Below are 20196 nucleotides of genomic sequence, written 5' to 3' on the forward strand. Positions count from 1 at the left end.
AGATATTTCGGCAACCCGGCTGTCTCGGTGAGACCCTTTAGGCTTTCCGTCACTCCCTCGCGGAAGCTTTAGTATTGTCGTCTATCGCCAGTACCTGTTCCCCCCACCCTACCACACCCCTCCCGCCCCCCTGGTGACCCCCGTCACCAACGCGGCAGCACCTGGTTCTTCTGTTAAGCAATCGCCTAAGCCGGGTCGCCTTTGGGGGCTTCGAGCTTGGCGGCTTCTTTTTCCTCTACGGCGAAGCGGTGCATGCTTTCCATCATCTCCCGCAGACGGCGGTCGACCAGGAAGTTGACACTCCCCTCTGGATAGCGGCCATCCGCCCCCGGCTCGCCCGCGGGAACGCCGGTGAGGATCTCGATTCCCTGGTCGATGGTGCTCACACTCCAGATGTGGAAGCGCCCCGCCTCCACCGCCTCTACCACCTCGTCGTTCAGCATCAGGTTCCGCTCGTTGATGGATGGAACCATCACTCCCTGGCTGCCGGTCAGCCCCTTCGCCTTGCACAGCGCAAAGAATCCTTCGATCTTCTGATTCACACCGCCGATCGGCTGCACCTGCCCGTGCTGGTTGACGCTCCCGGTCACCGCAATCCCCTGCCGGATCGGGAGCCCGGAGAGGGCTGAAAGGAGCGCATAGAGCTCGGTGGAGGAGGCGCTGTCCCCCTCGATCCCCTCGTAGGACTGCTCGAAGCAGATGGAGGCCGAGAAGGAAAGCGGCTTGTCGTTGCCGAAGCGCCCGCGCAAGAAGCCGGTCAGGATCAGCATCCCCTTGTCGTGGATCGGCCCCGAGAGCTTGACCTCCCGCTCAATGTTGACCATCCCGGCCCGCCCCAAGGAGACCCGGGCGGTGACCCGGGAGGGGCGCCCGAAGCTGTAGTCGGCCATGGTGAGGACGGAGAGACCGTTGATCTGGCCCACCACGGCGCCGTCGATGTCGCAGAGGATGGTGCCGTCGGCCAGGTACTCCTGGATCCTCTCCTCGATCCGGTTGGAGCGGTAGATCTTCTCGTCGATAGTCTTCCTCACCCATTTGCGGTCCACCACCTGACCGCCTCCCCGGCTGGCCCAGAAGCTCGCTTCGCGGATGGTGTCGGAGAGCTCCATGAACTGGGTGGTGAGACGTTCCTGGTCCTCGACCTGGCGGGCGGCGTACTCGAGGAGGGCAGCGACGCCGCTGGGGCTGAAGGGGAGCAGCCCTTCCTTGCGGCAGTGGGCGGCGACGAAGAGGGCGTAGTCCTGCAGGACCTCCGGCGTGCGATGGATCCTCGAATCGAAGTCGGCGCGGACCTTGAAGAACTTGCGGTAGTCGGGATCGAGGTAGAAGAGGAGGTGATAGATCCAGAGGGAGCCGATCATGATGATCTTCGCGTGCAGCGGGATCGGCTCCGGCTTGAGCGACACCACGGTCATGAAACGGTACTGCTCGAGGACGTCCTCGATCCGGATCTCCGAGTTGCGGATGCAGCGCTTCAACGACTCCCAGGCGAAGGGGTTGAGCAGCACTTCGCGGGCGTCCACGATGAGGTAGCCGCCGTTGGCCCGGTGCAGCGCCCCCGCCTTGATGAGGGTGAAGTTGGTAGTCGCCACCCCTCCCATCTGCATCACGTTCTCGATGCGGCCGAAGAGGTTGTTGTAGGTGGGGTTACTCTCGAAGATGATGGGGGCGCCCGAGTCGGGGTCGTTTTCGACCACCACGTTCACCTCGTAGCGCTCGAATGTCGGCTCCTGCCGGGGAAGCTTGAGCCCGGGGATCTGGGGAGGCGGAGTCTGCGGCTTGAAGTCCTCCAGGTTCAAAAGGAGGTCCTCCTGCACGGACTCCAGGTAGTGGAGGACCTTCTGGAAGCCGGCGTACTTCTCCTTGAGGGGATCGAGGTGATGGCCGATGGCCGAGATCCCGAGCTCGCGGTCGAGGCGGGCCAGGTCGTCGCGCAACCCCTTCTCGTTTTCCCGCACCTGCCTCAGGGCGTCGTTGAGCTTCTCGGTCAGCTCCCGGCCGACGCCGTCCATCCGCTCCCGCTCGTCCTTATCGAGCCCTTCGTACTCCTCCTGGGTGTAGTTGCGCCCCTCCTTCTGGGGCACGATCACCAGGCCGGAGACCGTCCGCTGCAGGGCGAACCCCTGCTCGGTGGCATCCTGTTCGAGCTGGGAGAAGATCTCGCCGTTTCTCTCCTGGTACTGCTCGATGATGGAGACCCGGTCGCTCTCGTACTCCTTGCTCTCCAGGACGGCCGGGATGTTGGAACGGACGTAGTCGAGGAGCTCCTGCATGTCGTCGGCGAACTCGGCCCCCTTGCCGGCGGGGAGCGAGATGGCTAACGGGGAATCGGGGGTCTCGAAGTTGTTAACGTAGCACCAGTCTGGCGGCGGGGGACTGTCCATGGTCCGCTTGCGGAGCATGCTTTCGATGGTGGTGCTCCGGCCGGTTCCTGGCTCGCCGGCCAGGTAGAGGTTGAAGCCGTGGCTGGACATGCCGAGGCCGAAGTCGATGGAGGTGAGCGCGCGCTGCTGGCCGATGCTCCCTTCCAGCCCGGAGATGTCGGAGGTGGAGTTGAAGGTGAAGACTGAGGGGTCACAGACCCATCTCAGTTTATCGACGGGGACTTTGCGATCGGATTCCGACATGGGAGCCTCCTTGGGCAGCGGCGATCCGGCAGGGGAAGAAAGCGGCGGTCTCCCTTTGACGGGGCCGCCTCAGCAGCGCGGCAACCGGCTATCCAGCCTTGGGTGAAACCGCTCGGCGACCAGCGCTTTCACTTGATCCATCGGGGGGGTATCCCCCCTTTCCCGCGACAGGGAGGTGATGGGGCACCCCTCCATCCCGCACGGGTTGATACGACGAAACGCGGAGACGTCGTGGCCGACGTTGAGGCAGAAGCCGTGCATGGAGACCCAGCGTCTCACCCCGACGCCAATGGAAGCGATCTTCCCCCCTTGGCTCCAGACCCCGGTCCGCCCCGCTACCGTGTGCCCCGGGACCCCGAATTCACCGGCCACCTCCACCAGGAACTCCTCCAGGAAACGGAGGTAGCGGTGGAGATCGCGGCCGCGGCGGGAAAGGGCGATGATCGGGTAGCCGACCAGCTGTCCCGGGCCGTGGTAGGTGACGTCTCCGCCGCGGTTGATACGGACGGCGTCGATGGCGGGGTCGAGGAGGTTATCGAGGCTCCCCGCCGAACCGATGGTGTAGATCGGCTCGTGCTCGAGAAGGAGCAGCGTATCCTCTCCGCCGTCGGCGACCTCAGCGACCTTCCGCTCCTGAAAAGCGAAGGCGTCGGTGAAGGATATGGTTCCGAGATCGAGTATCTGCATGGGTTCCTTCTTAGTCGGGGCTTTGGCACTTCGTGGAGGCTTCCCCCACCCCCTGGCCCCCTCCCTCAAGGGGAGGGGGAAGGGGCAGCTCACGCGTGGATGGCCTTTTTGTCAACGTCCAGGGCCGCCTCTCGCAGTGCCTCGGAGAGGGTGGGATGGGCGTGGACGGTGAGGGCGATGTCCTCGGCGCTCCCGCCGAAGCTCATCACGGCAACCGCCTCGGCGATCATGTCGGAGGCGCGGGGGCCGAGGATGTGGATGCCGAGCACCCGCCCCCCTTCCTTCTCGGCGAGCACCTTCACGAAGCCGTCGGTCTCGTCCATGCACTTGGCCCGGCCGTTCCCCATGAAGTTGAACCGCCCGGCCTTGTACTCCACGCCCTCCTCCTTGAGGGCCTCCTCGGTCTTCCCGACGGAGGCGGCTTCCGGCCAGGTGTAGCAGACCCCGGGGATGCAGCCGTAATCGACCAGGCTCGGCTCTCCCTTCATCCGTTCCACGCAGACCACTCCTTCTTCGGAGGCCTTGTGGGCCAGCATCGGGCCGGCGATCAGGTCGCCGATGGCGTAGATGCCGGGGACGTTGGTCTGGTACTCGCCATCCACCACCACCCGCCCCCGGTCCAGCCGGATCCCGAGCTCCTCTATGCCAAGCCCCGCCGTGAGCGGCTTGCGCCCCACCGCGACGAGGATCTTGTCGCACTCGATTTCCTGGTTGCCACCTTCGGTTTCGACCCGGGCCACCAGCTTGCCGTCCCGTTTCTCGACCCCGGCCACCTTGGCCTGCATCACGAACTCCATCCCCTGCTTCTTGAGGGACCGCATCAGTCCGTCGGCAACCTGGCCGTCGCTCCCCGCCACCAGCCGCGGGAGCATCTCCACCACCGTCACCCGGGCGCCCAGCCTCAGCCAGACGGATCCGAGCTCCAGCCCGATGTAGCCGCCCCCGACCACCAGCAGGTGTTCCGGCACGGCAGGAAAAGAGAGGGCCTCGCGGGCGCTCACCACGCTCTCGCCGTCGAAGGGAAGGGCCGGGATCTCCACCGCTTCGCTCCCGGTGGCGACGAGGACTTTGTGGGCCGATACCGTGGCGGGGGAATCCCCCTTCACCTCGACCCGGTGTACCCCGTTGCCGTCCGCCCCTGCCAGCCGCCCCTCGCCGGCGAAGGAGGAGATGCCGTTTTTCTTGAATAGGAAGGCGATGCCGTCGGTGAGCTTCTTCACGACGTCTTCCTTGCGGGACATCATGCGGCCGACGTCGATGGTCGGGGGAGCGACTTCGATCCCGTGGTGGGCGAAGCGGTCGCGGGCCAGGTGGAACAGCTCGCTCGAATCGAGGAGCGCCTTGCTCGGGATGCACCCCTCGTTGAGGCAGACCCCGCCCATGGCGGAACGTTTCTCCACCACCGCCACCTTCATTCCCAACTGTGCCGCCCTGATGGCAGCCACGTAACCGCCCGGTCCGGCGCCGATCACCACCAGGTCGAAGATCTCTTCAGACATGCCTCGTCCTCCTGAACGTATGCGGCCCTCGCTTTGGCTGCCGCGTGAGATTGTAATGAGAAAAAAGGAAAGGGAGTCGCCTCCCCTTAAACTATAGCCGGTTTCTTCAATGCCGTTGGCGGAGCGATCCCTCCCCTTCACGGGGAGGGACAGGTTGAGGATTAGGTTCTTATCCCTCCAGAAGCATCTCCTCCGGCTCCTCAATGTACTCTTTGACCTGCTTCAGGAAGCTGACCGCCCCCTTGCCGTCCACCAGCCGGTGGTCGTAGGAGAGGGCCAGGTACATCATCGGACGAATCACGATCTGGCCGTCCCGGACCACTGCCCGGTCCTGGATCGTGTGCATCCCGAGCACCCCGCTTTGGGGAGCATTGAGGATCGGAGTGGAGAGGAGCGAGCCGTAGACACCGCCGTTGGAGACCGTGAAGGTACCTCCCTCCAGGTCGGAGACCGCCAGCCGGTTGGTGCGGATCTTCTCCCCGAACGCCGCGATCTGCTGCTCGATCTGGGCGAGGGTCATCCGGTCGGCGTCCCTCAAGACCGGGACGACCAGCCCCTTCTCCCCACCCACCGCGACGCCGATGTCGCAGTAGTGGTGATAGACGATGTCATCCCCCTCGATGCTGGCGTTGACCTCCGGGCAATCCTTCAGCGCCTGGCAGCAGGCCCGCACGAACAGCGACATGAACCCGAGCTTCACCTGGTGGCGCTTGAGGAAGAAATCGCCGTGCTGTTTGCGGAGCTCGATGACCTTGGACATGTCCGCCTCGTTGAAGGTGGTCAGCATGGCCGTCTGCTGGCGCACCGCCACCAGCCGCTCGGCGATCCGCTTCCGGATGGGGGGCATGGCCTTGCGGGTGATGCGCCCTTCTTCGCCGGACGGCGGGGCTGGGGCCGCGGCGGGTGCCGGTGCCGGGGCGGGTGCCGATACGGCCGCAGCGGACGGCGCGGCAGCGGGGGCAGCCTCGCGTGCCTGCGAGCGGCCGTTTCCCTTAACCGCCTGGCTGAGCGCCAAAGCGGGCTCGGCCCCGGCGGAGGCGGCCTTTTGAAGGTCCTCCACGGTCACCCGTCCGCCCCGGCCGCTCCCCTTCACTTCCCGCGCATCCACCCCCATCTCGCGGGCGAGCTTCCGCCCCGACGGAGACATGGGGGGCTCGGGGCCGGAGGGAGGCTCTTTGACCGGCGGGGGAGTCGGCTTGGGCTCCTCCACCGGGGGCTTCGGCGGTGCGGGCTCCCGTACCGGTGGTGCCGGTTCGCCTGCCGGAGGAGCCTCCGCGGTGGCCCCCTCCTCGATGGTCCCGATGACCGCACCGATCTTTACCGTCTCCACCTCCGGGACCAGGATGTGCAGGACCCCGTCCGCCTCGGCGGTGACTTCGAGGGTAATCTTGTCGGTCTCTATCTCGCAAAGCGGCTCGTCCTTGGCCACCTGCTCGCCATCCTTCTTAAGCCACCTGGCGATCAGCGCCTCGAACACCGATTCGCCGACTGAGGGGACCTTGATCTCCATAAAATTCCTCCTAAAAACAGGTATGTCTAAAAAAATTGCAGCAGTTATTGATTGGTTTAGATTCCCAGCGCTTCGCTGACGATCCGCTCCTGCTCCACCCGGTCCAGCCGGTGAGAGCCGGAGGCCGGCGCGGCAGCTTCGGGACGCCCGACGTAGCGCGGGACATGGCCCAGGATGTCGGTCAGCACCGGCCTCATGAACCGCCAGGCGCCCATGTTGTGGGGCTCTTCCTGGACCCAGCTGAAGGGGACGTCGTTCGGGTAGCGCTGCAGCTCGTTGCGGAGCTGGTCCACTCCCAGGGGGTAGAGCTGCTCGATCCGGACCAGGGCCGTTCCCTGGATCTGGTCGCGGGCGATGCGGTCGGCGAGGTCGTAGTAGATCTTCCCGGTGCAGATGAGCACCTGGCGCACGTTCCCCTGCTGGGGTGGCTCGGCGATCACCTCGCGGAACTGCCCGCCGGTCAGATCCTCTACCTTGGAAACGCAGGAGGGATGACGGAGAAGGCTTTTCGGCGTGAAGAGGATCAACGGCTTCCGGAAACTCTGCACGATCTGCCGCCTCAGCACGTGGAAAAGCTGGGCCGGGGTGGAGGGATAGACTACCTGGAGGTTGCCGGCGGCGGAGAGGGCGAGGAAGCGCTCGATGCGGGCGCTGGAATGCTCGGCCCCCTGCCCCTCGTAGCCGTGCGGGAGCATAAGCACGAGGCCGCTGGAGCGCTCCCACTTGGCCTCGCCGCTGGTGATGAACTGGTCGATGATGACCTCGGCGCCGTTGACGAAGTCACCGTACTGCGCCTCCCAAACGACCAACGAGTCGGGGGACTCGAGCGAGTAGCCGTACTCGAAGCCCAGGACCGAGAACTCGGCGAGCATGCTGTCGAAGGCGCAGAAGGCGGCCTCCCCGGTGGCTGCCGTGGAGAGGGGATAGAAGGGGTCCCCGGTGACCTGGTCGAAAAGGGCCGCGTGGCGATGGCTGAAGGTGCCGCGGCGGACGTCCTGCCCCGAGATGCGGACGCTGACCCCCTGGTTGAGGAGGGTCGCATAGGCGAGGGTCTCGGCGTTCCCCCAGTCGAGCGGTCCCCCTTTCTGCACCGCCTCGCGGCGCTTCTGCAGGAGGGCGGCCACCTTGGGATGGGGATTGAATCCCTGCGGGGTGACGGAGATCTTTTCGGCGAGGGCCTGGATGACGTCGTCCCCCACCGAGGTCTTAACCGATTCCCGCGGGATTGCCGGTTTCATGCCGCTCCAGCGGGCCAGGAAGGCGGACTCGCGGGGGACCGACTCGCGCTCGCTCGCCAGCCGGAGCTCCTCGGCCACCTCGGCCTCGATCCCCTTCAGGCTCTCGGGGTCCTCCCCCTCGGCGATCAGCTCGCTCTGGTAGAGTTCGTGGAGTTGGGGGCGGAGCTTGATCTGCTGGTACATGAGGGGCTGGGTGAAGTACGGCTCGTCCCCCTCGTTGTGGCCGAAACGGCGGTAGCAGATCACCTCCACCACCACGTCGCGGTGGTAGCGGTCACGGAAGGCCAGCGCCAGCTCGGTGGCATGGATGACCGCCTCGGGATCGTCGCCGTAGACATGGAAGACGGGGGCGTTGACCATCTTGGCGGCATCGGTCGCGTAGCAGGTGGAACGGGCGTCGGCGGGGAGGGTCGTGAAGCCGATCTGGTTGTTGAGGACGACGTGGAGGGTGCCGCCGGTACGGTAACCGGTCAGCTGCGACAGGTTCAAGGTCTCCGCCACCACCCCCTGGCCGGAGAAGGCGGCGTCGCCGTGGATGAGCAGCGGGAGGACGCGGGTCTCGCCGTCGCTCCCCAGTCGGTCCTGGCGGGCGCGGGCCTTTCCCTCCACCACCGGATCGATCGCCTCCAGGTGGCTCGGGTTGGAGGCCATGGTCAGGTGAATGGAACGGTCGCCGGCCACCGTGAAGTCGGCGGAATACCCCTTGTGGTACTTGACGTCTCCCTCACCCACCACCCCGAACTCGGAGTTGTCGGCGAACTCGGCGAACATGTTCTCGTACGGCATCCCGAAGATGTTGCAAAGGACGTTAAGACGCCCCCGGTGCGGCATCCCGAGCACCACGTCGGTCACCCCGAGCGAGGCCGCCTTCTTGATCGCCGCGTCGAGCATCGGGATCAGGACGTCGCCCCCTTCCAGGGAGAAACGGGTCTGCCCGGGGAACTTCTTCTGCAGCACCCGCTCGAAGAGCGCCGCCTCCTTGAGCTTCTTGAGGATGGTGAGCCGCCGGTCGCCCTCGAACTCCCCGCGGTTGCAGGTCGGCTCCATCTGGTCGATCAGCCACTGGCGCTCCTCGGGGGACTGCAGGTGCATGAACTCGACCCCGGTCGAGCCGCAGTAGGTGCTCCGCATGACCTGGACGACTTCCCTGAGTGTCACGGGACTCTTGGTGAACCTGCGCGTGTGGAAGGAGGTGTCGAGGTCTGAGGTGTCCAGCTCGAAGGCGGAGAGGGCAAGGTGCGGGTGTTCGAGCTTGCAGGGTGAGAGAGGATCGGTGCAGGCCAGCAGGTGGCCGATGTCCCGGTAACGGTAGATGAGGGATTGAACCCCCGAGTGCTTCATGAGCTCCTCGACGGTGCAGGGAGCCCCCCCTGACTCTCCGCGAGGAGCAAGTCCCAGGTCGAAACCGGTGAAGAAGGCGCGCCACTCGTCGGAAAGAGCTTCAGGATTCTCCTTCCAAAGCTGGTACTGGTTTTCGATCCACAGGGGACTCACATTGTCCGGCATTCCCATCGTCTGCTCCTTTTCGGTTTCATGAGCGTCGGGCGCTCATGAGCTTATCGAAGTTTAGCAGATGAGGTTTTCCTTTCAAGGGGCCGATTTCCTTGCGTAACGGCGGACGGTGATGCTCTCGGTGGTGATGAGTCCCCCGTCGAGCATCTCCTCGATCTTGGGGATGACCGCTTCGCACTTGGCGGGCTCGTCGATGACCTCGACCACCACCGGAAGATCCGAGGAGAGGCGCAACAGCCGTTCGGAGTGGATACCGCCGCGGGGGCCGAATCCGGCGATCCCGCGCAGGACGGTGGCGCCGGCGAATCCCTCTTTGCGAAGCATTTCGACCAGTGCCTCGTAGAGCGGGATGTGCCGGAGGCGGTCTCCCTCTCCAATGAAGACCCTGATCAGGGTCAGTTCCTCGGCCTCTGCGTGATCAGACATAGCTCACTCCCTATGGGTGGTAAGGTGCCGGGGGTGCGTTGCCAGCCGCCGGGCTACTGGAACTTCCACCCGACGTTCACCCCCCAGATGTCGGAGGAGGAGTCGGGCTGATAGATGTAATTTGCTCCGGAGAGCTCGAGGGGGGACTGGGTGAAGCGAAATCCCTGGTAACTGAGGCTTACTTTCAGGTTCCCGACGGTTACTCCGCCTTCCGCGAAGGCGCTCCACTCTCCCTGGGGCCGGACGGTGGCGGAGTTGACGGTGTTGCTGACGTAGAAGGGATATTTGGCCCCCCCCTCCAGCTCCAGGGTGGTCCGCTCGGCCAGGGGATAACGGGAACGGAGCCCCGCCAGCCAATACCAGCTTTGCCACGCCTCCGTGTAGCCGTGAGCGGCCCCCGCCTGGGTCATGGTGTCCTGCAGGTCCCGCAGCCAAAAACGGTAGCCGAGCCCCCCGAAGGGCTCCACCGTCACCCGGGAGAGCCGGATACGGTAGGCGAGGTCCAGCTCTTCACGAACGCCAAGGTAGACCACGTCGGTCTTGGCGGGGACGGGGGTGAGCCCCTGGGTCTCGCCGTCGTAATCGACGTCGCCCCCGAAGATCTCGCTCCTCCCCCGGAACAGCACCGGTGTCTCGGTGGCCACCGTCCCTACCACTCCGAGGGCGAAGATGGCCCCGCTCTCCTTGAGCCTGGTCCGTCCGCCGTAGTACTCGTCCCAGTAGTGGTGCAGCGCCGAAAGGTAGGGGGTGACTTCTTCGAATGAGGCGGCGGACGCAGCCCCCGCACCGCACATCGACATCACCGCGGCGGCCAGGAGCGGCGTGATCGTCTTGCCTAATCCCATTACTCCTGGCTTTCTCCCTTTTTCTTGCGCGGCGAGCGGGGCTTTTTGACGGGCTCGCCCTCCGGCGCCGGGGCAGCTTCGCCCGCCTTGGCAGCGGAAGCGGTCTCCTTTTTCGCCTTACCGGCGGCCTTGGCCCCCTTGGCAGGCTTGGCTTTCGCCTCCCCCTTCGCCTCGGATTGCGGTTCGGCCTTGGTTTCCGGCTCCGGCTGGGCCTTGGCGGGGGACTTCGTGGCCCGCTTCGATCCCGCTTTCGCTTTGGGCGCCGCTTCAGCTTCGCCCTTCCCGGCCTCGACCTCCGCCTTGGGAGCAGCAGTCACCGGCGCCTTGGCAGCGGCTTTAGGAGCCCTGCCCTTGGCTTTCCCGGCCGCTTTGGTGGGAACAGCCCCCCCCTCGCCCGCTCCGGCGGCGGGTGCCGCCTCGGTGTTGGCCGCGGCGGGCTCCGCTTTGATGGTGCCCGGCTTCGCCTTCTTCGCGGCGCCTTCCGCTTTGGCCGCGGCGGGCTCGGACTCGGCTGCCGATGCGACGGCGGCGGCAGGCTCGCTCCCCTCCTTGGCCTTGGTCCCCTTTCCACCCCTCTTGCGGGCCGGCTTGGCGGCAGGAGCCTGCGAAGCGGCAGCGTTCGCTGCCTCCTGCACCACAACCTCATGGACCGCCTCGGGAGCCATCCCACCGGCCATCTCCTGGACGGCAGGTTCGGCAACGGCCACTTCCTTGGCAGCTTTGCCACCGCGCTTCCCGCGGGAGCGGCGCCCCTTCCCTTCCTGGCGGGGCTCCTCGCCGGCAGCCTCCTCCATCACGGAGGCATCGACCACCCCGGAGACGGCGGCGGCCGGAACTTCCTGGATAGCGGTCGCGGCTTCCCCGGTGGCCTCAACAACTTCCGGGGTGACCGCGGCGCCCTCGGCGGGCTTCTTCTTGGAGCGGCGGGTTTTCGCCTTCTTGGGTGCCGCGGCAGCTTCGGGGCCACCTTCGGCGGCAGCTTCGTGGGCCCCCCCGGAGGGTGCCTCTTCGCCAGCTATCTCTTCGGTGGCCTCGCCACCGGTCTCGGCAGCGGCCTCATGGGCGCCACCTTTGCCCCGCCGTCTCCGGCGCCGGCGCTTCTTCTTGTGCTCCTCGCCCTGCTCCGGATGTTCGGCCGCTTCGGCGGTCTCTCCTTCGGGAGCCACCTCGGCCGGGAACAGTCCGGCAGGCGCTTCGGGGAGGTCGATGGCCACCTCGGCCTGTTCGTTGGCCTGCGCTTCGGCGCCCCCACCCTTGCCCCGCTTCCGCTTCCGGCGGCGCTTCTTCTTGTGCTCCTCGTGTTCCCCTTCGGTGAGGACGTGCTCGGCACCATCCGGTTCCACCGCCAGGGCGACCGGCACCTGCTCGGGCGCCTCTTCCCCCTCGGCGTGGGCGGCAGCCGCGGCAGGCACCGCCTCGGTGACTGACTCGACGACAGCCTCGGCTTCGGCCGCCCCTTTCCCTTTCTTTTTCTTCTTCTTGCGGCCATCGGCCGGAGCGCCCTCCTGGACGGCCCCCTCCTCCTTGACCGCCTTGACCGCCTTGGCGGCCGGCTTCTCCTGGGGAGCCTCCTCCAGGGAGATCTTCTCGCGCTTGATGAGCTCGAGGTCCATCTGGTTGAGGAGGTAGGAAGGTTTACCCTTGACCGTGACCTCGATGTCGTAGTCGCTTTCGATCCGGGAGAGCTCTTGCCGCTTACGGTTCAAGAGGTAGTAGGCGACCTCCAGCGGGAGGCTTCCGAGGACCTCGGCCACCGTCCCCTTGGCCGCTGCCGCATGGACCTTTCTCAGGAAGGAGAGCGCCATCGCCTCCACCGACTTCACCTTGCCGCGCCCGTCGCAGTGCGGGCACTCCAGGGTGGAAGCCTGGTGGATGTTCTGGCGGATCCTCTGGCGGGACATCTCGAGCAGGCCGAACTCCGAGATGCGGGAGACGTTGACCCGCGCCTTGTCGGCCTTGAGCGCGGACTTGAGGGTCTTCTCCACCTCGATGTTGTGCTTTCTCTCCCGCATGTCGATGAAGTCGATGACGATGAGCCCGCCCAGGTCGCGCAGCCTGAGCTGCCGGGCGGCCTCCTCGGCGGCCTCGAGGTTGGTCTTGAAGGCGGTGTCTTCCACCCCCTTCTCGCCGGTCGACTTGCCGGAGTTGACGTCGATGGAAACGAGCGCCTCGGTCGGCTCGATGAAGATGGAGCCGCCGGATTTGAGGGGAACCTTCTTCTCGTAGATGAGGTCGATCTGCTCTTCCAGCTGGTAGCGGGAGAAGATGGGACGCTTCTCCTGGTGCAGTTTGACGAGCTTCTCGAACTGGGGATCGATCTCTTTGAGGCAGTCGCGCACGTCCTTGAAGACGTCCTTGCTGTCGACCAGGACCTCGTCGATGTCGGAGGAGAAGTAGTCGCGGATGGTCCTTATGAAGAGCGCCGACTCCTGGTAGATGAGTCCCGCCCCCTTGCCGGAAAGCCCTTTCTCCCGGACATCCTCGTACAGGGCGACCAGCGAGTCGAGGTCCTTCTGGAGCTCCTCCCTGGTCCTCCCCATCGCCTCGGTCCGGATGATGTAGCCGTACCCCTCGGGGATGGCCATCTCGGAGATGATTTCCTTGAGCTTCTTCCTTTCCGACTCGCTCTCTACCTTGCGGGAGATCCCGGAGGAATCGCTTCCCGGCATGAGCACCATGTAGCGCCCCGGCAGCGAGACGTAGCTGGTAAGGGCGCTCCCCTTGTTGTCGCGCTCCCCCTTCTCGACCTGGACGATCAGCTCCTGCCCCCGCCTCAGGATCTCCTGGATGCGGGGACGGCGGTGCCGCTGGTCCTCGGCGATGTCGTCGCGCCACTTGTAGTTCTCGGGGTGGATCTCGCCCATCTGCAGAAAGCCGAGCTTCTTGAGCCCCACGTCGACAAAGGCGGCCTGCAGCCCCGGCTCCACGCGGACCACGACGCCCCGGTAGATGTTGCCGCGGATCTGCTCGCTCCCGGCGATCTCCACGTCGAGATCGACCAGCCTCCCGTCCTCAACGATCGCCACCCGCGCTTCTTCGGCGTGCAGCGCATTGATCAGCATTTTTTTTGACATAAATTAGTTGTTTCCTTTCCTTTTGGCCGGCGCGGCACCGGATGGTCTTCCGGCGTTCTGCGCTCCAGTTTGGTATCGGCGCCCCCCAAGGGTGCCGTCATTCTCTATTTGCAAGCCCATTAGTGGGCGGCAATGTTAATGAAAAACCCTGGGATTATAACAGAAGAATTCGTCCCCGCACATAAAAAACACAGAGGTTCAGCGGGATTTCCCAACTTCGCACCTTCCGGAGGCCGGGAGAAATTATCATTAACGCCATGAGGGGATCGAAAAATCCGGCGTCATCCTCCCCGCCGCCCGCGACCGCACCAATGACAGCACCTCACCGTGCCTTCTAATAATTAAGTTTTGACGAAGCCGACTTTCATGTTATTTTGCCCTAACTTCTCCCGCTGGCAAGGGATATGCTTTCATCCTCGTTTTTCTGGAGCCCCGATGGTACGAGACTTTCAGAACGTTGGCGCGGTCGCCCATGTCATCCAACTCTCGGTCGCGCCGGTCTTTCTGCTGACCGCCGTGGGGACCATGCTGGGGGTGATGATCAACCGGCTGGCCAGGATCATCGACCGGGCCCGCCACTACGAGGGAAAACTCGAGGCCGCCCGCCCCGAAGACATCGCCAAGCTGCACGATTCCCTGGCCACCCTCCGGCGCCGCGCCGACCTGATCGGCCGCGCCATCTTCCTCTGCACCTCCACCGCCGTCATGGTCTGCACCGTCATCGCGCTTCTCTTTCTGGGCGACTATCTCCGCTACGACATGTCCCAGCCGGTCGCCCTGCTGTTCATCCTGGCCATGCTGGTGCTGGTCACCGGGCTGATCCATTTCCTTAGGGAGGTCTTCGTCGCCAAGGCGAGCCTCAAGATCGGCCCCAACCGCTAGCGCCCGACGTTAGGAGAATCCGATGAGACAGCTCCTCCCCGTTTTCGACAGCCACTTCCATATCATCGACCGCCGTTTTCCGCTGACCCCCAACCAGGGGTACCTGCCGGACGATTTCACCTGCGAGCAGTACCTCGCCCGCACCTCCTCCTTCAACCTCAAGGGGGGAGCGGTGGTATCGGGATCGTTCCAGGCCCTGGACCAGGAGTACCTGGTGGATGCGCTGGGGAAGCTCGGCCCCGGCTTCGTGGGGGTGACCCAGCTTCCCGCCACCGTGAGCGACGGCGAGCTGCTTCGTCTCGACAAGGCGGGGGTGCGTGCGGTCCGGTTCAACCTGAAGCGGGGAGGATCGGAGGGGGTGGAACACCTGGAGCAGATGGCCCGCCGCGTCCACGAACTGGCCGGCTGGCACGTCGAGCTCTACGTCGACTCCCGCGACCTGGGGGACCTGAAGGAGACGCTGGCGGGCCTGCCGGCGGTGAGCATCGACCACCTCGGACTGGCCAAAGAGGGATTCGGGACGCTGCTGTGGCTGGTGGAGCGCGGGGTACGGGTGAAGGCGACCGGGTTCGGCCGGGTGGACTTCGACGTCAAGAGTGCCCTGAAGGAGATCTGCGCGGCCAATCCCGCCGCGCTCATGTTTGGCACCGACCGCCCCTCCACCCGGGCGCCCCGCCCCTACCGGGACGAGGATCTCACCCTCGTGCTCGATGCCCTGGGCGAAGAACAGGGGAGAAAAGCGCTCTACGACAACGCGGTGGCTTTCTACCGGCCGTGATTGGCGGGCCTTCTCCCCGGCGGCAGCGACAACCGCTCGAAGGCCTCCCGCAGCTCATCCACCGGCGTGTTGACGTTGCGGAAAGATTTTTCGTAGGAACTGTCGGCGAAGACGATGCTGTGTTCCGGCATGAAACGGTTCAACTTGGACTTCAGGTCGAGCGCGATGAGGGTGGCCTCCTCCAGGGTGGGAGGATTGGCCATCGCCTTCTCCATCACCGACAGGACGTAGATAAGAGCCACCTCCGCCTCGACCAGTTCGATCCCCACCGAAACGATGATGTTGCTTCGCCGGAGTTTGAAGAGCAGGGCGAAAAGCCTCGCCTGGTTCTCCTCCTCCATGGCCACCTTGATCCAGAGATGGGAGGACTCCCGCTTCTCTTTGAATAACTCAGCGAAATAATGGTAGAGCTCGGCACACCGCAACTCGACCGCCTCACATACCTCCAGCACATCGCTGCCGCCAAGCCCTATACCAGTGCTGCCGCTATCTTGATCCATTTACCTGCTCCCCCGCAAATAACCGATCATGGTTCTGGTACTGCCTAACAGTATATTTTATATTGACTTTTATGCAAGATTGATTGATTTTCAGAAAAATTCAGTCATAGTAGAAAAAGCCGTCCGACCCTATGCCAGATACAGTACTCACTCTGCCTTTCTTTATCAACAGAAATATTTAATATTACTCGATGCCGGGAATTTTATTCATAACAGACTCTCAGTACATTGCATCTCTCGCCGAGAACCTGCAATTGCTGATAGATCAGCCGCTCGCCGTAGAGAACGATCTCTCTGCCGGGATCAGGCGCATCTTCGACGACCGTCCCGACCTGATCCTTTTCCAGGGGACCGTCGGTGGGATTCCTTGCGACAAGGCGGCGCGGCAGGTGAAGATGCTGCTCGGCGGAAGTCCCGCACGGCTGGTCCTCCTCTCCGACGACGGCTCCCGCCCCTTGGGTGACACCTTCGAAGAGGTGATAGATCTCCGCGTTTCCTTCGACGACCTGGTCTTGAAGCTCCGGGAGATGGCGGCAGAGCCGGGGAACGAGCCTGCCGCCGCGGCGGAGGAGCCTCCCTCTTCCGACTTGGCCGACGAGGTGGAAATCACCCTGCCCGAGGACAAGATCGAGGAATTCTGGACCTACACCACCACCGCCGCCAGCGAGGAGGTCAACAACTGGGATTTCGCCGCCGAGGCCGGAGTGAGCCCCCAGCCGGTCCCCGACCAGAGCGAAATCGCCCCTTCCGGACCTCCTCCCGGCGAGGAGCTCGGCATGCGGATGACCACCGACGAGTTCGGGCTGCCAATCTACGACCTCCCCACCGGGAGCTCCTCCGACGACTGGGAGGACCTTCCCCTGCCGGTAGTGGACCCGCTCCCGGCCGAGCTGTTTCCGCCGGCCGCGGCCGCCCCCGCGATCCCGCCCTCCCCTCCGCCTCCCATCGAGGAGGACCACTGGACGACTCCGGTACCGGGAGAAGAGCCTTCCGCCGCGGAAGCTGCCGAACCGGAAGCGGCGGCAGAGCCTCCGGTCCCGTCCGATCTCCTGGCGGAGGAGCTCCTCCCCGACATGGAGGAGCTTCCCCCGAAACTGCGCTATTCACCACCGATCATCCCGACCTACGACCGGGTCGAACGCGAGCGTGCCGACCGGCTGTTCGGGAACATCTCCGAAGAGGGGAACGATCAGCCGCCCCTTCCCGAGGAGGAGCCAAGGCGCTCGCAGGGAAACGGCTCCGGCCAAAGGGATCCGAAGCCGGCATCGCGCGGAAAGGTCACCACCCCGGCAGAGCAGCACGCCCAAGGGGTCAGAAAGCCGGCCGCCCCCACGGCTCCCGACAAGATCGACGACAGCCTCTTCCAGGCTCCCCCCGACGAGTTCGACGCCGGTTCGCTTAAGATCGACCAGAGCGCATCCGGCCGCAGGACGGCCGTCTCGAGCGCCACCGTCGCGCTGGCGGGTGCCGTGGTGGTCTGCCTCGTCCTGGCCGCTGCCTACCTCTGGCCGCGCCTGCACATCGGCAAAAGCGGCGGGCCGGGCCACCCGGCGCCAGACCAACCGGCCATGACGCAGCCCCGTCCGGCGGCCACGGCTCCGGCCCCGGCCGCCCCGCCGGGACTCCCGGCCTTCATCCCGAAGGAAGCCGCCGATGCCCGTTACGGCGCCACCCACCCCGGATGGGAACGCTATCAGGCCGACGGTCTCGAATACCTCGTGTTCCGCGAGCAGGGGGCGATCAGGGCCATCCAGATAGTCGCCAAGGAGCAGGGGACCATCACGGTGCCGCTGGTGAAAACCTGGGCCCGCATCGCCACCGGTCTCGAGCTCCCTGCCGCCAGTAACGTCCGCCTGCAAGGCGGCTTCGAGGTGGGAGGCGGCTTGCTGGCCAACGGCACCGAATTCGCCATCTACCGCAGCGTCCCCGAAGGCGACATCCGCGGCTTCGTCCTCTCGCTCCCGGCGGCCGCGCCCGCGCCAGCCGCGGGGCAGAATCCGCCGCGCTAGTCCAACAGCAATTTTCACTGCCTCGACCAATTGGCCCTTTATTGGCGGATTGGTGGCGGCAAATCGGAGAATACATGCAGCTCGCGTTTCCCGCCGGATACCGTCATCTTCTCCTGGCCACGCTCCTCGTGGCGGGGCTCCCCCTGTCGGCCCGGGCCCTCGACGCCAAGTTCGAGATCGCTCCCCAGCAGCTGACCAGGAAGGCACCGGCCGCTTCTGCACCCGCCGGACCATCGCACGCCCCCGCTTCCTCAGCTGCGCCCTCCCCGTCCGCGCCATCGCGCGCCGCAACATCCCACGCCGGGACATCCCACGCCGGGACATCGCGCGCTTCGGAGAAGCATGAGGGGAGCCGGGAGACCGTGCGTTACACGGTGAAACCGGGGGACCAGCTATACCGGATTTTGGCCCGCGAGTACGGCGTCACCGGCGACCGGGCGGATCGCCTGGTACGGGAAACCAGGCAGCTGAACCATCTCTCCAACGTGCGCGGCCTCCAGGTCGGCTCCACCATCCTCCTCCCGGCCGGGATGGCCGGAAGCCACCGCCGGACCGCCGCCCGGCACGTTGCCTCCCCCGCCCGCCGGAGCAAGACCGTGTCACGCAGGGTGGAAGCCGCCTACCAGGAAGAGACGCCGGGCGTGCCAGTGAGCCCCAGCGTTGCCGCCGGCTCCACCTCGCCGGGTGCCCCCTTGCTGCCGCTGCGGCTCTCGCAGGCGCTCCCGGATGCCCGCGAGGTCTGGGGACGGCTGGTGACCGCCCCGGCTGCACCGAACGACCGCTACGGCTATCTCTCCAGCACTTTTTCGCTGTCGCTCGATCCCGACCGCTACCCGCTCCTTCCCGCCCAGGACGGCGGGAGTATCCTGGTGGACGCCAACGGGAGCCTTCCTCCGCTGGTCAAGTCGCTCATCTTGGAGAAGAACCCGAAGCTGCGGATCGTCAACGAGGATCCCGACAACACCCGCCGCTTCTACCGCTCGCTCCTGGACGCCTCCCACTTCTACTCTTTCGAGGAGGATTTCCAGGTCTACCTGGGAGCGGATCCCAAGATCACCGTGCGGGCCGACTTCAAGATCGAGAAGACCCCGGAGAGCCTCGCCAAGCAGGACATCACCCTCTTGAACGTCGACAACAACCGTCCCGCCGTCCCGGAGGGTCTGGTGAAAATGCTGGCGGGGAGCGGGTTCAACCTTATCGAGGCCAACCGCTATCACGTGGAAGGGAAGCAGGGCGAGCCGAAGGTCCTCTACCAGGTGAGCGAGAAGGAACCGACGGCACTGTGCGATGCGGTCTTGGACGCGCTTTCCATCCGCCCCCAGGGTGAGCTGAACCTCGACCTGTACGCCGGGGACAACCTCGGCATCCGCCTGGAGGTGCCGGTGGACCGCTACTTCGAAATCCGGGGGCAGCGGTACGTGGTGGCGCTCTTCAGGGACGATCCGGTGATGTACACCCTGGTCCGGCTCCTGGAGACCAAAGGGTACAAGGTCATCGTGCTTCAGAAGGGGGATGACCTGGCCCAGGTGGCCGACCGGATGCTCTCCCGGATGCAGATCCCGGCGCGCTACCGGGAGCAGGACCTCTGGTCGCTCAGGGATGTGGGATACGGGGTGAAGCTCGCGGGAACCATGGTGCGGGAGGGGGAAAACGGCCGGACCGTCTTTATTACGGACAAGAAGGTGGATCCGCTGGTGCAGGAACTGGCGGAGGCGAATGGGTACCGGATGCAGACGCGGTAGAGGGGAAAACCTCCCTCACCCGGCCTTCGGCCACCCCTCTCTCTGCGAGGTATTAAAAGGATAGGAACTAGGGGGAGGAGAGGCGGAGGTAGCAGTCGGCGCGGTAGAGAGATGCGTCGGAGGCGAGCGGCGAATTCGGGAACTTCTTCAGGAAGGTGTCGAAGAGAGCCAGCGATTGCCGGTACTCTCCTTTCAGATAGGCGCGTTTGGCCTGCTGGTAGGCATCCTGCTCGGCAGCCGGGGAGGCCGCGGTCCCTTTGGTGCCATTGGACTTGGAACTTCTGGCGGACTTGGACTTTTTGCCGTTAATCGAACTCTTCGCCGGCACACCCGGCTGGGGGGCCGAGGCGGCCTCCTGCTTCGGCGCAACCGGCGGGGCCACGGCCTCGCTTCCGGCGGGCTTGTTCACCTGCTTGCCCGAACCTTCCTCGGCCGCCTTCTCACCCTTAGGAGCCTCGACCTGGCCCGCCCTTACCCGCTTCAGGCGGTGATGGCGGGCTTTTTTACTTTTGGCGGCCGGGTGCTTTTTCCCTTTGGCGGAACTCTCCCCCGCCTCGCTCCCCTTCTTGACCGGCACCAGCAGCTCGTCGCCCGGATGGATCAGGTCGGGATTCTTGATGGTGTTGAAGACCAGCACCTGCGGAAACCAACTCGCCACGCCGGTGTGCCTGCGAGAGATCTTTTTCAGCGTGTCTCCCGGCTTGACCGTGACCTTGCGGACCAGCACCCCTTCGGAGGGGTTGGCGGGGGCCTTTTCACCGCTGGCAGGCTTGGGCAAATAGAGGAGGAACTCCTCCCCCACGGAGAGGGAAGGAACCATCAGTACCGCCAAAAGCGAAGTGGTGAGCAGGGCCGCCTTCTTCATGA

Annotated in this window: 14 protein-coding genes and 1 riboswitch; of the genes, 4 read left to right on the top strand and 10 right to left on the bottom strand. The window is 65.1% G+C overall.

From position 1 onward, the window contains the following. Positions 1 to 6: 6 nt before the first annotated feature. A riboswitch (cyclic di-GMP riboswitch) is annotated at positions 7 to 83 on the bottom strand. Positions 84 to 185: 102 nt separating this feature from the next. The 8 genes from L4X63_RS00230 to L4X63_RS00265 all read right to left on the bottom strand — a co-directional run bounded on the left by L4X63_RS00230 (position 186) and on the right by L4X63_RS00265 (position 13418). Further along, positions 186 to 2627 carry a Lon protease family protein gene (locus L4X63_RS00230; protein ID WP_250676580.1) on the bottom strand — a complete coding sequence of 814 codons (2442 nt, stop codon included), beginning with the start codon at positions 2625 to 2627 and terminating at the stop codon, positions 186 to 188. A 69-nt stretch (positions 2628 to 2696) separates the two neighbouring features. Next, on the bottom strand, positions 2697 to 3407 hold the full coding sequence (lipB, locus tag L4X63_RS00235; RefSeq protein ID WP_350339154.1) for a lipoyl(octanoyl) transferase LipB: 711 nt from the start codon (positions 3405 to 3407) through the stop codon (positions 2697 to 2699). Continuing rightward, entirely contained in the window at positions 3404 to 4813 is a 1410-nt protein-coding gene (lpdA, locus tag L4X63_RS00240) for a dihydrolipoyl dehydrogenase (protein ID WP_250676582.1), read from the bottom strand. The genes lipB and lpdA overlap by 4 nt, the downstream gene beginning before the upstream one ends. A 169-nt stretch (positions 4814 to 4982) precedes the next feature. Further along, positions 4983 to 6323 carry a 2-oxoglutarate dehydrogenase complex dihydrolipoyllysine-residue succinyltransferase gene (gene odhB, locus L4X63_RS00245; RefSeq protein WP_250676583.1) on the bottom strand — a complete coding sequence of 447 codons (1341 nt, stop codon included), beginning with the start codon at positions 6321 to 6323 and terminating at the stop codon, positions 4983 to 4985. 56 nt (positions 6324 to 6379) lie between these two features. Next, positions 6380 to 9073 (bottom strand): 2-oxoglutarate dehydrogenase E1 component, encoded by a 2694-nt coding sequence (locus L4X63_RS00250; protein WP_250676584.1) that lies wholly within the window; start codon positions 9071 to 9073, stop codon positions 6380 to 6382. A gap of 75 nt (positions 9074 to 9148) precedes the next feature. After that, a complete protein-coding gene (locus L4X63_RS00255) occupies positions 9149 to 9499 on the bottom strand; it encodes a DUF190 domain-containing protein (protein ID WP_250676585.1) in 351 nt (116 codons plus the stop codon). 53 nt (positions 9500 to 9552) lie between these two features. Further along, positions 9553 to 10344 (bottom strand): hypothetical protein, encoded by a 792-nt coding sequence (locus tag L4X63_RS00260; protein WP_250676586.1) that lies wholly within the window; start codon positions 10342 to 10344, stop codon positions 9553 to 9555. Beyond that, positions 10344 to 13418, bottom strand: coding sequence for an Rne/Rng family ribonuclease (locus L4X63_RS00265; protein ID WP_250676587.1), 3075 nt, complete (start codon positions 13416 to 13418; stop codon positions 10344 to 10346). The genes L4X63_RS00260 and L4X63_RS00265 overlap by 1 nt, the downstream gene beginning before the upstream one ends. A 435-nt stretch (positions 13419 to 13853) precedes the next feature. On the opposite strand from L4X63_RS00265, the gene L4X63_RS00270 reads away from it, so the two are divergent. Together L4X63_RS00270 and L4X63_RS00275 are read left to right on the top strand one after the other, a co-directional pair. Continuing rightward, positions 13854 to 14300: a DUF2721 domain-containing protein gene (locus tag L4X63_RS00270; RefSeq protein WP_250676588.1), complete on the top strand. Its 447-nt coding sequence runs from the start codon at positions 13854 to 13856 to the stop codon at positions 14298 to 14300. Positions 14301 to 14322: 22 nt separating this feature from the next. After that, positions 14323 to 15078 carry an amidohydrolase family protein gene (locus L4X63_RS00275; RefSeq protein ID WP_250676589.1) on the top strand — a complete coding sequence of 252 codons (756 nt, stop codon included), beginning with the start codon at positions 14323 to 14325 and terminating at the stop codon, positions 15076 to 15078. On the opposite strand, the gene L4X63_RS00280 is transcribed toward L4X63_RS00275, so the two are convergent. After that, positions 15066 to 15578: a rubrerythrin gene (locus L4X63_RS00280; RefSeq protein WP_250676590.1), complete on the bottom strand. Its 513-nt coding sequence runs from the start codon at positions 15576 to 15578 to the stop codon at positions 15066 to 15068. The two genes, L4X63_RS00275 and L4X63_RS00280, sit on opposite strands and share 13 nt — an antisense overlap. 254 nt (positions 15579 to 15832) lie before the next feature. Between L4X63_RS00280 and L4X63_RS00285 the strand changes: the two genes are divergently transcribed. Further along, positions 15833 to 17587 (top strand): hypothetical protein, encoded by a 1755-nt coding sequence (locus L4X63_RS00285; protein WP_250676591.1) that lies wholly within the window; start codon positions 15833 to 15835, stop codon positions 17585 to 17587. A gap of 74 nt (positions 17588 to 17661) precedes the next feature. Next, a complete protein-coding gene (locus L4X63_RS00290) occupies positions 17662 to 19329 on the top strand; it encodes a LysM peptidoglycan-binding domain-containing protein (RefSeq protein ID WP_250676592.1) in 1668 nt (555 codons plus the stop codon). 67 nt (positions 19330 to 19396) lie between these two features. Here L4X63_RS00290 and L4X63_RS00295 read toward each other — a convergent pair whose 3' ends face one another. Continuing rightward, a complete protein-coding gene (locus L4X63_RS00295) occupies positions 19397 to 20194 on the bottom strand; it encodes a LysM peptidoglycan-binding domain-containing protein (RefSeq protein ID WP_250676593.1) in 798 nt (265 codons plus the stop codon). Positions 20195 to 20196 lie beyond the last annotated feature (2 nt).

This window comes from Geomonas sp. Red32 (assembly GCF_023652955.1).
GTDB lineage: Bacteria > Desulfobacterota > Desulfuromonadia > Geobacterales > Geobacteraceae > Geomonas.

Excerpts from the sequence above, each read along its gene's own strand:
- L4X63_RS00290 (WP_250676592.1), top strand. The coding sequence starts at position 17,662 with ATGCAGCTCGCGTTTCCCGCCGGATACCGTCATCTTCTCCTGGCCACG.
- odhB (WP_250676583.1), bottom strand. The coding sequence starts at position 6,323 with ATGGAGATCAAGGTCCCCTCAGTCGGCGAATCGGTGTTCGAGGCGCTG.
- lpdA (WP_250676582.1), bottom strand. The coding sequence starts at position 4,813 with ATGTCTGAAGAGATCTTCGACCTGGTGGTGATCGGCGCCGGACCGGGC.
- L4X63_RS00230 (WP_250676580.1), bottom strand. The coding sequence starts at position 2,627 with ATGTCGGAATCCGATCGCAAAGTCCCCGTCGATAAACTGAGATGGGTC.
- L4X63_RS00275 (WP_250676589.1), top strand. The coding sequence starts at position 14,323 with ATGAGACAGCTCCTCCCCGTTTTCGACAGCCACTTCCATATCATCGAC.
- L4X63_RS00260 (WP_250676586.1), bottom strand. The coding sequence starts at position 10,344 with ATGGGATTAGGCAAGACGATCACGCCGCTCCTGGCCGCCGCGGTGATG.
- L4X63_RS00295 (WP_250676593.1), bottom strand. The coding sequence starts at position 20,194 with ATGAAGAAGGCGGCCCTGCTCACCACTTCGCTTTTGGCGGTACTGATG.
- L4X63_RS00265 (WP_250676587.1), bottom strand. The coding sequence starts at position 13,418 with ATGTCAAAAAAAATGCTGATCAATGCGCTGCACGCCGAAGAAGCGCGG.
- L4X63_RS00250 (WP_250676584.1), bottom strand. The coding sequence starts at position 9,073 with ATGGGAATGCCGGACAATGTGAGTCCCCTGTGGATCGAAAACCAGTAC.
- L4X63_RS00280 (WP_250676590.1), bottom strand. The coding sequence starts at position 15,578 with ATGGATCAAGATAGCGGCAGCACTGGTATAGGGCTTGGCGGCAGCGAT.
- L4X63_RS00255 (WP_250676585.1), bottom strand. The coding sequence starts at position 9,499 with ATGTCTGATCACGCAGAGGCCGAGGAACTGACCCTGATCAGGGTCTTC.
- L4X63_RS00270 (WP_250676588.1), top strand. The coding sequence starts at position 13,854 with ATGGTACGAGACTTTCAGAACGTTGGCGCGGTCGCCCATGTCATCCAA.